General features: G+C 42.9%; 12 protein-coding genes. 7 read left to right on the forward strand and 5 right to left on the reverse strand.

Annotated features, from left to right (window positions below):
* Window positions 1-852 precede the first annotated feature (852 nt).
* From H6G92_RS29090 to H6G92_RS29110, 5 genes are all read right to left on the reverse strand, one after another.
* The gene (locus H6G92_RS29090; RefSeq protein ID WP_190898986.1) at window positions 853-2,277 is read right to left on the reverse strand and encodes a calcium-binding protein; all 1,425 of its coding nucleotides are present in this window, start codon (window positions 2,275-2,277) and stop codon (window positions 853-855) included.
* A 1,213-nt stretch (window positions 2,278-3,490) separates the two neighbouring features.
* Entirely contained in the window at window positions 3,491-6,481 is a 2,991-nt protein-coding gene (locus tag H6G92_RS29095; protein ID WP_190898987.1) for a DUF5906 domain-containing protein, read from the reverse strand.
* On the reverse strand, window positions 6,481-6,720 hold the full coding sequence (locus tag H6G92_RS29100) for a hypothetical protein (protein WP_190898988.1): 240 nt from the start codon (window positions 6,718-6,720) through the stop codon (window positions 6,481-6,483). The genes H6G92_RS29095 and H6G92_RS29100 overlap by 1 nt, the downstream gene beginning before the upstream one ends.
* 276 nt (window positions 6,721-6,996) lie before the next feature.
* Window positions 6,997-7,719: a hypothetical protein gene (locus tag H6G92_RS29105; RefSeq protein ID WP_190884685.1), complete on the reverse strand. Its 723-nt coding sequence runs from the start codon at window positions 7,717-7,719 to the stop codon at window positions 6,997-6,999.
* Between the two features lie 224 nt (window positions 7,720-7,943).
* Window positions 7,944-8,123: a hypothetical protein gene (locus H6G92_RS29110; RefSeq protein WP_179076071.1), complete on the reverse strand. Its 180-nt coding sequence runs from the start codon at window positions 8,121-8,123 to the stop codon at window positions 7,944-7,946.
* 239 nt (window positions 8,124-8,362) lie between these two features.
* On the opposite strand from H6G92_RS29110, the gene H6G92_RS29115 reads away from it, so the two are divergent.
* From H6G92_RS29115 to H6G92_RS29145, 7 genes are read left to right on the forward strand one after another with little or no spacing between them, the layout of a single operon-like run.
* Window positions 8,363-9,478: a ParM/StbA family protein gene (locus H6G92_RS29115; RefSeq protein WP_190898989.1), complete on the forward strand. Its 1,116-nt coding sequence runs from the start codon at window positions 8,363-8,365 to the stop codon at window positions 9,476-9,478.
* Between the two features lie 3 nt (window positions 9,479-9,481).
* Window positions 9,482-9,715 carry a hypothetical protein gene (locus tag H6G92_RS29120; protein ID WP_190898990.1) on the forward strand — a complete coding sequence of 78 codons (234 nt, stop codon included), beginning with the start codon at window positions 9,482-9,484 and terminating at the stop codon, window positions 9,713-9,715.
* Window positions 9,712-9,957 (forward strand): hypothetical protein, encoded by a 246-nt coding sequence (locus tag H6G92_RS29125; protein WP_190898991.1) that lies wholly within the window; start codon window positions 9,712-9,714, stop codon window positions 9,955-9,957. The genes H6G92_RS29120 and H6G92_RS29125 overlap by 4 nt, the downstream gene beginning before the upstream one ends.
* The gene (locus H6G92_RS29130) at window positions 9,954-10,229 is read left to right on the forward strand and encodes a hypothetical protein (protein ID WP_190898993.1); all 276 of its coding nucleotides are present in this window, start codon (window positions 9,954-9,956) and stop codon (window positions 10,227-10,229) included. Before H6G92_RS29125 ends, H6G92_RS29130 begins: the two co-directional genes overlap by 4 nt.
* Window positions 10,201-10,395, forward strand: a complete 195-nt coding sequence (locus H6G92_RS29135; protein ID WP_190898995.1) for a hypothetical protein — start codon at window positions 10,201-10,203, stop codon at window positions 10,393-10,395. Before H6G92_RS29130 ends, H6G92_RS29135 begins: the two co-directional genes overlap by 29 nt.
* A complete protein-coding gene (locus H6G92_RS29140) occupies window positions 10,395-10,934 on the forward strand; it encodes a hypothetical protein (RefSeq protein ID WP_242059349.1) in 540 nt (179 codons plus the stop codon). The genes H6G92_RS29135 and H6G92_RS29140 overlap by 1 nt, the downstream gene beginning before the upstream one ends.
* An 8-nt stretch (window positions 10,935-10,942) precedes the next feature.
* Window positions 10,943-11,614: a hypothetical protein gene (locus tag H6G92_RS29145; RefSeq protein WP_190898997.1), complete on the forward strand. Its 672-nt coding sequence runs from the start codon at window positions 10,943-10,945 to the stop codon at window positions 11,612-11,614.
* Window positions 11,615-11,674: the final 60 nt, after the last annotated feature.

Raw genomic sequence — 11,674 nt, forward strand, 5'->3', positions numbered from 1 at the left:
GATCAACTGCAAGCCAAAGTTGATCAACTCTTGGCTGAGTTAACACCATCCGTGATTATGTCCATTACTGGGTATTCCTTCATTCTTGATGCCCTATCTGCCCTAAACACCATTTAAATTGGTATGAAGTAGTAAAAATTGCTCCAAGTGATTTGAAAATCACTCAAATCAAAATTTGGCTCAAAAAAACTTTCAGCCAAAGATGGCGTACTGTGCGTCAAAATCCCAAATTTTATTTGGTCAAAATTTGGTGCTACGTAGTTGCAAACGGTCTAAATCTGGCAACGATTTGGTCACTGACTCCCGTCAATTTTTAAAAATGTTTTTGAAACCCTTGAAAAAACTCGATTTAGCAAAAATTTGTGAGAATTCCGCAACGATTTGGTAACTATTTGGTCAGATTGCAACAGTTTGGTAAGAAAATGGTATTTTTCTGCTCCTAAAGGGCAAATATTTGGTGTTGTTTGGCATTAATTTAATACAAAATTAGTGACTACAAGTAGAGAATGAATGTAAATTAATTGATACTGATGATGACGCTTGAACCAGGAATTTCATCTACCAAAATAATTTATCGGGTGATTCCATTTCAGCTAAAACTTTTTTTTGTTGATGCCTTCCGAAGCTGGCGCTTCTTGAAGCATGTCAAGCGCTCACGAGCAAATTTCTAGCTCTGCCATGAGGTATTGGCAGAGCTAGAACCAGTTTCAATTTGAATAAGCTCTTGAGGCTGGGGGGAGAAAAGAAAGTTACTGTTCAATGATTCTGATCTTCCCTAGCTATAAGAGCTACCCCTGCTTCAAAAACTCGCCTCTACAGATAAATTTCTTAACCGAACGTATTGAAGATGGACTAACCAGCAGGAGTAATGAAGAAGTTGGCAGCACTTAAAGCTAAACCTGTAGAAAGTTGAGCAAATTGCACTTGTGCTACACCACCTGCTCCATCGTAATCAAAGAAGAGAGCACCTGTGTTAGTGTCGTAGATAAATCGGTTGTTACTATCAACTGCTGCGGAACCTAAGACAAAACGATCGCCACTCAGATTACCCCAAGCTAATCCAGAACCAAAAACATCGCTAAAATATATTTTATCTTCAAATACGTTAAAGTCTACAATACTGTCGATACCAGCATTCGCTCCATAAGAGAATTTGAAGGCATCAGCTCCATTGCCGCCGGTTAAAGTATCAGTACCATCTCCACCCACAAGGTAATCACTTCCTTCACCACCAATCAAAGTATCATTTCCAATTTGACCATATAGATCACCATATAGATAGTCATTACCATCTCCACCATCTAAAAAGTCATTGCCCTGATCTCCAGATAAATCATCATGATCTGCTTCCCCAAAAACTATGTCGTCTCCTACACCACCATAGAGGGAATCATTACCGAAGTATCCTAATAAGTAGTCGTTACCGACTTCTCCATAGAGTTTATCGTTGCCATTCCACCCATCTAAATAGTCGTTATCAGCTCCTCCATAAAGCTCATCGTTGCCATTCCCACCAAGTAAGGTGTCGTTACCAGTTGCACCACTTAGTTTGTCATCACCGTCATTGCCGGACAGGTAATTATTTGCTTCATTACCAGTAATTGAATTGTTCAGTTGATTGCCAGAACCACTAACAGTTATTCCTATTAATACTAAGTTCTCTACGTTCGCCCCCAAAGTATAGTCAGAACTGGCACGAACAGTATCAATTCCCTCGTTAGCGTATTCTATAACTGTGTCATAAGTAGGGCTGTCAACAATGTAAGTATCGTTTCCTACACCTCCATAAAGGGTGTCATAACCATCGCCTCCATTCAGGTAATCATCACCAGAGTAACCATAGAGGGTGTCGTTATTTCCTTCGCCATAAAGGGAATCATAACCATCGCCTCCATTCAGAACATCGTTACCGTACCAGCCAAACAATTGATCATTTCCTGACTCACCAAGCAGATAATCATCTCCATTCCCACCATCTAAATAGTCGCTGTCTGCTCCTCCATAAAAAGAGTCGTTGCCATCGCCTCCATAAAGTGAATCATTGCCATTACCTCCATTGAGTTGATCGTTTCCTGCTTCGCCAAAAAGACTGTCAGAACCATCACCACCATAGAGGTTATCATTGTCATTTCCTCCAAAGAGTTGATCGTTTCCTCCATTACCATAGAGCGTATCTTTCCCTTCATATCCGTAAATTTGATCGGACTCAGAAGTACCATTTAGAGAGTCATCACGAGTCCAAAACCGCCACGAAGGATCACCTTTAATCAAAGCCATAACTATGTCTCCTTTTGAAAATTTGATTTGATGATTTAGTGAATTTTGATGTTTGCAACTACAAGGGTAAATTCAAGTGGAAGTTCAACAGAAATAGTCTGTTGAGGTTGGAGTTTTTTTATTTTGCATAATCTTCTCCTTGTTTATTTGCTTGTGTAATTCAATAGATACAAATAAATCGGGTAGAACTAGGGGTGAATCCAAATACTTGAAGAAAATTGCCTCATCTCCTCAGCTGCCTAACATCGTCTAAAGCTTAGGTGGGGCTATTTTGCGAAATAGTCCCGACAGTGCAAGAACAGTGCGCTGCATTGGCTCCCAAAAGCATTGATTTCACCGGACTTAACAACCATTAGTAAGAAATTCTGTGCCAGCCTACTCTTGGCAAGATGATGCGGTTCAGCCGGGATAAGCGCAAAACAGAACACGTTGTAAAGTTCTGTAACGGACATCTTGCCAAACCCTTGATCTACGGTTGTTTCAATCCCAAGCTTTACTTTATTCCTCCAGTTGAAACATTCCCAAAAATGATTGTTGATGGGCAAGCTTGAGGGGCTATTGGGGTGAAGAGTTGATTTCCTCGTGCAAAATTTTGATTGTCCCAATATCATTTATGGGCAAGTTGGTAAATCACTAAAACACGCTCTGCAACATTTATTTACAACGTGTCCTATTTTGCGCGTATCCCGGCTGAACCCCAAACAGACTCACGGCGAATACTGGCAAGGCTACCATAGGTTATTTTTCCCTATCTCCCTCTCCTGTCCCCCAGGAAGGGGTTTTTTATTGCTCTGTGCTGATGCCTATTAGAGGCTATGGTGAGCTTTTTGGATGGAGATAATCGCACCAAAAGTTTTACGTCTACAAAAAATTCGTTAATGCAGGCAGGTAAACATAGGGCTGAAGGATAGAAGGTTTCCAATTTGTAACTTGTTGAATAAATCCACCTTTATCAGCACGTTTGGAATTCCACAGTTTGTCTACTACTGGGAGATCAAGCCAATTCAGACGTTCACCTGTTAGAGAGTTAATAGGATGTGTATAAATCGAAAAGATAAACTTGGCGACTGGTTAAACTGTAATTGGAAATGAGAAAATAAGGGTCGGCTACAAAGCATTAAAATCGATGCAATAAATAGAAAGGCAGCTTTTTTCATGTTTTTTTAAGGCACTCTGGGGTTAGAGTACCCAACCGAAAGATTAAAATGCCGTCTCACCCAATCACAAAAGTTTCACAGAGGAGTGCATCTCGGTTGCCCTGCTCGTTGGTCACAGTCACAATTCCATTCTTAGAGTCGTAGTTAGTCATCTCACCTGCAAATTTGACTGACCCACCGAGCGATCGCACTTCTACCAGATGCCCAATATATAAATTGATGTTGTCGCCCTCGCTCTCAGCCTGTAGCAGCGAGATTGGGTTATCGAGAAGTTCAACCTCTTCATCCTCAGATTGACCCGACCCACTTTCTAAGTCATCCGACCCAGTTACGACCCACTCACCGGGGCAATAATCATTACTGGGTAAGACTTCCGACCCACCCGACCCAGTTATGGGGGGGTATTCCTCCTTTTGCACTGGAAGAGAAGGCAATTCAATTTTCATATCTTCCTTTTCAACGTTACTTTCATGAAAGTTAGAAAAAGTGGGTCGGGTGGGTCGGGATGCTTGCTGTAGCTGGTTTTCTGGGTCGGAAACTGGGTCGGAACTGGGTCGGGTTTCGGTCAAACTGGGTCGGGTAACTTCAGTAATACCAATTCCTTTGAGTATAGGAATATCTTTTTTCGCAACGTTGCAGTACTTAGTACCTCTAATGGCTTTGGGGAAAAGTTGCATAAATCTTGGAGCAACTTGGTTCGCCCCTTTAACATTCTTGTCACTGGGTCGGGCTTGGTCTATCCAGCTTCTCCTGTTGCCGTCAGAGTCCATAGTTAATGTCCCGTTTTGGATATACCATTGCTCCAACCTTGACCACAAAGCGCTTACCGCTATTTCTCCACCCTCTACGTAACCTATATTGTTGGATTCAATGAATTCAAAAAGATGATTATTTTCTTTCTGGAGATTGCGAAAAGCATCAGAAGTACAGCTATAATCTATGCCTTGTTCTATTAAATCCCTCAGCCCTTTTATCATCCTGTTTAGAAATGCTGGGGCTACGTTAGATTTAATGAAATCCAAGTCATAAACAAATCGAGAGTCAGCTTTTAACTCGTTTGGATTATTGGGGTCAGGGTTATCGGTGAAAGTCTTTCTAAACTCTAAAACTGCAATTCTATCTTCAATTGCTTTTAGTACTCCTTGAATTGCTGGGGTTTCATTTAAGTTAAAGATACCTATTCCATTCGGCGTAAATTCTGTATGGTCTTTCCCCTTGCGTTCATAATGTAATTTGTCTCCAGTAATGAAAAGCTTTAAACTTTGAATTCTATCAATTCTGCAAGTTTGGGCATTTTCTGAAGCCCAATTAACACGGCTACCCATTAATGGATGTAAATTAAATTTTCGACCTTCATCGTATAGCTGGAAGTCAGTCAGGGGAACAGATGTAAAGGCTTTCTCTTCCCCATAAATAGAGGACAAACACCTACGTAAAGCATCTTTACCATTAGAACCCAGACCAACTGCTAATAATGCCCTTACCTGTCTACCCTTAAATTTTCTGACAGTTTCTAAATCAAGAGATGCGGCTACGATCCTTATAAATATCTCTTGTTGTGGCTTATCCAAACATGATAGTAATTGCTCACAATAGGTATCATCTGCGTTAGGGTTGTACTCCACTAATGGCTTGTAAGTGTAGTAATCCTCTGGTGTGTGTGGTTTTAGTTCAACAGTAAAATCTTTTTTATCCCAAATAATTTTTAGGACTCCATTAGTGCAGTTTGTTCCGGGAGGGTTAACTAGTTCTGGGTCAATTTCTGTTCGTAGCTTCGCCCATTCAAGAACCTTTTTAACCCAGTTTGGTGTTGCATAAGGATAATCTTTTTTACCATTGGCATCTTCGATTGAGTAAGAATCGCAGAAGTCAGTAATGCGCTTACGTTCTTTGGAGTCTGGAGATAATTTGTAGTAGCTCCCAGTGTGGAAATAAAGTTCATCGTTAATAGTAATCCAATGCTTATCTGTATATAAAGCGTGAAAAGCTTGCTGGGTAAAGTTCGTCCCTACAGAGTCATTATTTTGGACATTGGACACGCTAGCTTCTATTTCTTGCCGTTCTGCCACAGCCGCGTGGATCTCCTGCTCTAGCCTGCGGATAAACTCTGGTACTTCCATCTGCCCCAAAATTTCTTTGATATCACTTGATTTATATGGTAAGCCAGGGCAGATGTCGTGAGGGTTAATTCCGATCAATGCGATTCCTACTTCAGCCGCGCATTCTTGGCAGGTCGCAAGTTTCTTTAGTCCAGTGTCATCGGCATCGTGCAGAAAAACGATTAATCCTATGCCTGAATCTTTCAAGAGTTGATATTCTGGGGTGATGGTTTTCTTATCCCACCCACTGCCCTGAAACGTAATTCCAGCAAGCCCATGCTCTCGACCAACTTCTACGCACCCCTCCCCTTCGTGTTGGAGTAGTGCTGAGGTTCCCGTCACAGATTTAGCGGCGGCGATCGCTTCATCAATACGATATGCTCCCCAAGGTTCATCCCCTTTTCTCATTTCTGGAGTGCCATCTGGAAGCCTGTGCCATTGGCGGAAGGACTTATCATAACCCTTCTCTTTGATGTAATCCGCCCATTCATAGCGAATTACCCATTGGGTTTGTGAGTAAGGATAGATTGTTTGTGTTGCATTCCCTGGTATTCCCTTTGGGAGCTTGCAAGTTATGTTTTGAGTTTGGGGTATGTCAGTCGCCGCTTGGGTCAACATCACCAGTGCTAATTCACCATCTGGAATTGGCGCACTTTTGGGCAAGATTCTCTTGGGCTTCGCAGCCAAACGGTTTAGGGATGGAGTGTAATTAGCCCCTGCTCTTTCTGCCACCACTTCAGCCCAGGGTTTAATCGCCTCCCGGATGTCTTTGCACTCACACTGGTTAAAGCAGCTGTACTTCCCAGTTTCTTGGACAATGGATAAATTATGCCCACCGCAAACTGGGCAGATGTATTTATTTTTCTCTTTGGCTGGTTCTAGCTGGTCTACAAAATTGCGAATATCAAAGGAGGCGAACGCCTGTTGATTGGGGAATTGTGCAACCATTACGCGATACCTCCTTGAACATTATTTAATTTTTGACAATTACTTAATACATAAATTGGCGATTGTTTAGGTTGAGCCAGTGCATAGTTAGGCTGATGAAAGCGATCACGATCGCAAACTGTAAATTCTCCTATTGAGTAGCACCAGTCTGGTTTACCGCAGTGGGGGCAAGGGTTCGCAATAGTTGCGAATAGCAGCTTGTTGGTAGCTGAGGTATGAAATAGCTGTTTTTTTGACACTTTACAAATCCTCCATTATGTGTATTGGAGGAATTGGAGCTATCCCGTGGCAGTAATTTTCTAGTACAAACGTTCAAAAATCTAATTTGCTAAAATTCTTGAAACGCTCTTTACATCTGGTGAGCCAGTATTACATTGGCTTTACACCTGATCGTGTAAGATAAAATTACTATTAGGGATACTAATTAGGCTGCGAAACCCAATCCCCAATTCCAATGGAATTAATTTTGAAAGCCCCGTTGTCCACACTGGACGAAGGGGTTTTCAACTTTTAGCCTATTTGTATTGGGCTAACCAAGCCCTAACAAACTCGATTACTTCCCCCTCTTGAATCACAAACATAGTACCTTTTCTCCTAAGAGCCAGAATTCTCATACTTCCCACGGACGAATATAAATGTTCATTGAGATTTGAAGCCGCTCTAGTAGGAGGCCATAGGGCTAAAACTTTTGCTGTTGGCGTTTTTGTAGCTTCACGAGAAGACATTGCGAACAAGTCTCTGTTTTTGTTAAGCCACTTTTCGTAATCAGCCAACTCAAGTAGTGGACAAGGTTTCCAGGTTGTCAAACCATTCTTATCCTTCTTTCTGAGTTGTAAAGCTTCCCTGGCTTCGTTGTAGACTACCTCCCTATCTCCTATCGAACGAATGGAGATAAACAGGTGAGTTGTTCGTGGAAATCTAATAAACAAGTCAATAGGGTTTTTCTCTCCTCCCGGAAATGGAAAGATTTCTATCCCCTGGCTTTTAAACTCTTGTAAAAGTAGGTCGGTTAATTTTTCCAACCGTGCAAGTTTTTGAATGATCACCAACGGTTTGTAAGCCAATGCAAAAGCAGCCCAGGCAGCCGGATTAATGAAGCTGCCAGATACCAGCGCAGTACCACCAACTGCTAGAGCAACAGTGGAGTAGTAATTTTTCGTCTCCCTAATCCACTTTAATGCTGCTTCGTTATGCAGGGGGAGTTGAAAATCGCTTTGTGGGTCTTTCACGGCTAACATTGGCAGCATCAAAATTAATGATGTGAAATTAATACGGGCTGTACTGATACTAATGCTTGACACTGCATTTCTGAACTAATAGCCATTTGTTAGACTCTTTATCCAGTGCAGGCAGTATCAAACGTTTTATATAGTCATCGTCATACTGGTTTGTTTTGATTAGTCTGTTTATGTTCTGCGATCGCTTTTCAGCTTCACAGCGATTTTAGCGCAATGTTGCAACATCAAGTTAGTGAGACACCTCTTTTACTCAGATACTCTTTAATTGCTTCTTCAACCGCGTCTGTAATCTGAATTTCCTGATCCGTGCAGTAGAGGCGAAACTTTTTAGCTATATCTTTTGATATTAAAGCGGTTATTTGTGAATAGTCTGGATTATTACGTCTCCCCATGCCATTACTCATAAGATTTATTGCTTCATTTTACTGTTGCAATAACAAAACATCATTTAACACGCTGTTGCAACAGCGCAATGTTGCGTTAGCATAACATTAGCAAGCCAAAAAACGACGCAGAACAGAGGTGATAGAAGCCGGAAAGCGAAGTGATGGCAAGCCCCAAACTGGATATTTGGATTTATCGTGATTTGCCTAAAAATCAACGCCAAGCCAGAAAAATCAAGACTTTAACAATCATCTGAACCATGACAGCTATATATTCCAATGCCAAAAATTGGCTAGTTCAAGCAGACTTGTTAGCCAAATCCGGGCTAACTGACCTGATCGCCGGAAAAGACTCAGGTGCAGGGTATGGCAAGGCAATCATCGGTGATTTTTCGATCATGATGCCAGCTGCATACTCACTTGTTCGCAATCGCAATATTATGCACCACGAAACCATCTCAAAAGATGGGGCATGGGTTCGATATGTAGAAGGAACGCGCCTAGACTTAAAAGACGTTCAATTCTTTTGGGGCAGTGCTGCTCTAGCGCAAAGTGACCACACCCTGTTACACGAGGACAAAGCCAAAAAAGCAGAACTCGCACTAGAAAGCATTCTTGCAGACTTAGCAGTTCTCAATATTCCCGATGGTGTCAAACTTTCAATTAGTTTGAGCAACCATAACCCGGAACGCTGGGCGACTGAGATTAAGCGCAGGGTTGAAGGGACTCATACCTTTGAGCATCTGCATCCTGTAACTCGTTCCATTGTCACCAAGACAGTTGAAATCGTAGTCACAGGCATTTACCCCGAAGGATTTGGAAGCATTGCCCACTGCTTATTCGGTGAAGCATCCCTGGTACTTGACCCGTCAGAATTAGCGATCGCTCTTGATATCGGTTCATCAACTTGGCTTGTAACCGTGTTCAACGGTAGCGGTGCGGTGATTGACCGTCACTTGATTGAAGGTGGAGCCGGTGAACTGCACAGCATGATTGCAGAAGCGCTCGACAAGCGGAACGACCGAGTGAGCTTGCTGTCCAAGGATGTGAAGCACTCACCCAGCTTAGTGAACCAGGGGATTATCGAAGCCACTTTCACATACGGCGGCAACCACCTTACAGGCAAGAAGTTCGAGGCAGAGTACAGCCAGTGTCTAGATGAGTGGTGGTCAAACAGGATTGAGAAATTCGCCAACTTTGTGACTGCTGGCAATTATCTAGACCGCGCTAAATACCTTGTCGCCTGGGGTGGGGGTGTTTCCTTGCCAGTGGTGGATCAAAACTTAGCCGGTTTAGGCTTTGTGGTCTTGAATAATCCCCAATTCATCAATGCCTTGGGGTTGAAACTATTAACTCAAATCTCTTTGGGAGCCTAATCAATGAATTACGAATCTCGGCGTATAACCATCTCCTACCTAGCAGTAATTGAATTGTGCAAGATGTTTGATTTACCCCAAGATGCACCGACACAAGCCCTTTCAGCAGGTGTAGAGAAACTGATTTTTCAACACGGTAATGTGCAAACATCGCCCAAAGTTGAAACAGCAACATCTACACAGCCCAATAAATCGGCACTTAGCGCAATGGTCACTAATTTCAAAGGGGCAGCATGACCAAATCCAGATTTAGAAACACGGTTTTAGGCATTGGAGCAACAGCAGCAGCGATCGCAGTTGGCTACTTCGGAGTGCAGCAGCTTGGCAGAAACAATATGTTCACCATCGCCGCAGCCGTGGGTGGTGCAGGGGCCATCAGCTATGTACTTCAAAAACCGAACCAGCCACAAGCCCCAAGTAATCAGCCAGAACCCCAACCCACACCGATGAAAACCCAAAGAAAAGGAAGGAAGTCATGAGCGACCAAGACACCCAAAAGACACAACCAAGCCTAACAACAACCGAAATCATGACCATCATCCTCGGTTGCGAACAGATTCTAAGGTTCGTGCAAGCATCGCCAAATTACAAACAAATTGAAGCCTCTGAACGGTTCAGTACATCGAATGATCTAAAAATTGGTGATGCTGTCCAAGCCTTGATGGAGATTCATGAAGCCATCCTAAATATCGAGTTCTATTCCCAAGTTGAGGGACAAACTTATGCTTTTAACGACAGCCTTACAGCGTAACCATTTGTACCAATTCCGTGGTCAACAATTGCGCTACAGCCACCGTTCTAATTGTCGAGTCAATGCCCCTTTCATATTTAATGACTCCAAAGGCAGACGCAAAGAATTAAGCCAAAACCAAGTGCAGAGGGAGGTTTTTGAACTTGTTGAGTTTTGTGAAAACTGATGATGAAGCGATTGCACCGACGACCAATCATTGCAATCGCCTCACTAGGGGACGTATCTCTCGCCGCAAAAACGAAAGTACAGAAGGATTTTAACATGGCACTTGATTACAAAAATCCCAACGATTGGGGACGTTCACCTCTGACCGACTCCGCCCTAAGAAAGCAGCAATTCAAAGTAGAAAATCCTGAACAATGGGCAGCAAGGATTGAGTCTGATATTGAGGCACTTTCCACACCAATATTCGAGAGTGAAGATTACCCACCCTTTACAGGAACGGAATTCTTAGCAACTCATAAAACCATTGATGACCATCCATACTCTGCTGCATTTGGTCAATTCTTGGGTAATGGGATTGACGCGGACATTGCAAATATCTTGGCGTTTGGTGAGAAGAGATTTGATTTAATCTCTGAAGATTTTGACGACCCCGTAAGGCAATTAGCAACGAGAATTTATAGCCGATTTGAGGACATGGACTATTGGGATGAAGCGCCCTCTGATGACGATGATATCAACTACGACTTAATACCTTATTAGGAGATTAAATGGCACGTAATTTTGGAGGAGCGAAACTCAAAAACCATATTCCCAACAATGCCCCCGGTACGTTAGGAGCAATGGGGAGACTGTTTGATGTGTCAGCTGAGGAGTTCAACAAAGCCTTACACGGAGATCAAACGGTAATCACCAAAATTGCAGACATGGCGCGACTGTCTGACACAGCTAAGGCTAATCTGCCTAAAGCTTTGGAGGCATATCGGAAGATTATTGAAACAACTGGCGATGTAAACCAAGCCTACGCTGAATTGGTGCAACTCACCCAAAAACACGGTACGCAAACCCTGAAAGCTATCAACACCAGTAAGACAGGAGAGCAGCGTTTCAAAAACGAGATGTCCGAGATGCAGGCGGAACACGTCAATGCTACTACTGCCGAGGCCACCCGTCACGCTCAACGCTCATCCTTGATTCAGATATCTGGGGCCACTGCGGATTTAATGGCTCTAGCAAAATATGAGGCTGATTTAATCAAAGCTTCTAACAAAGTCCCAGAAGCCCAAGATGCAGCAGATCGCGCTTATGAAACTGCGGTAACTAGCGCACTGTGGACTAATGGCAGTGAAGCGAAAACCGACCGCATACCCAAGCCCAATTACTCGCGCACTGCTGGGATTAGCCGAGTAGGGCAGTGGTTCCGCAACTTCATGGGCATTTAAACCATAAGTAAGTCGAAAGCCAGTAGTGACAGTAAACTCTGGCTTTTTCTGTTTCACCCA

It is taken from the genome of Nostoc foliaceum FACHB-393, from assembly GCF_014698505.1.
GTDB lineage: Bacteria > Cyanobacteriota > Cyanobacteriia > Cyanobacteriales > Nostocaceae > Nostoc > Nostoc foliaceum_A.

Excerpts from the sequence above, each read along its gene's own strand:
- H6G92_RS29115 (WP_190898989.1), top strand. The coding sequence starts at position 8,363 with ATGACAGCTATATATTCCAATGCCAAAAATTGGCTAGTTCAAGCAGAC.
- H6G92_RS29145 (WP_190898997.1), top strand. The coding sequence starts at position 10,943 with ATGGCACGTAATTTTGGAGGAGCGAAACTCAAAAACCATATTCCCAAC.
- H6G92_RS29105 (WP_190884685.1), bottom strand. The coding sequence starts at position 7,719 with ATGTTAGCCGTGAAAGACCCACAAAGCGATTTTCAACTCCCCCTGCAT.
- H6G92_RS29125 (WP_190898991.1), top strand. The coding sequence starts at position 9,712 with ATGACCAAATCCAGATTTAGAAACACGGTTTTAGGCATTGGAGCAACA.
- H6G92_RS29135 (WP_190898995.1), top strand. The coding sequence starts at position 10,201 with ATGCTTTTAACGACAGCCTTACAGCGTAACCATTTGTACCAATTCCGT.
- H6G92_RS29110 (WP_179076071.1), bottom strand. The coding sequence starts at position 8,123 with ATGAGTAATGGCATGGGGAGACGTAATAATCCAGACTATTCACAAATA.
- H6G92_RS29095 (WP_190898987.1), bottom strand. The coding sequence starts at position 6,481 with ATGGTTGCACAATTCCCCAATCAACAGGCGTTCGCCTCCTTTGATATT.
- H6G92_RS29140 (WP_242059349.1), top strand. The coding sequence starts at position 10,395 with ATGATGAAGCGATTGCACCGACGACCAATCATTGCAATCGCCTCACTA.
- H6G92_RS29120 (WP_190898990.1), top strand. The coding sequence starts at position 9,482 with ATGAATTACGAATCTCGGCGTATAACCATCTCCTACCTAGCAGTAATT.
- H6G92_RS29090 (WP_190898986.1), bottom strand. The coding sequence starts at position 2,277 with ATGGCTTTGATTAAAGGTGATCCTTCGTGGCGGTTTTGGACTCGTGAT.
- H6G92_RS29130 (WP_190898993.1), top strand. The coding sequence starts at position 9,954 with ATGAGCGACCAAGACACCCAAAAGACACAACCAAGCCTAACAACAACC.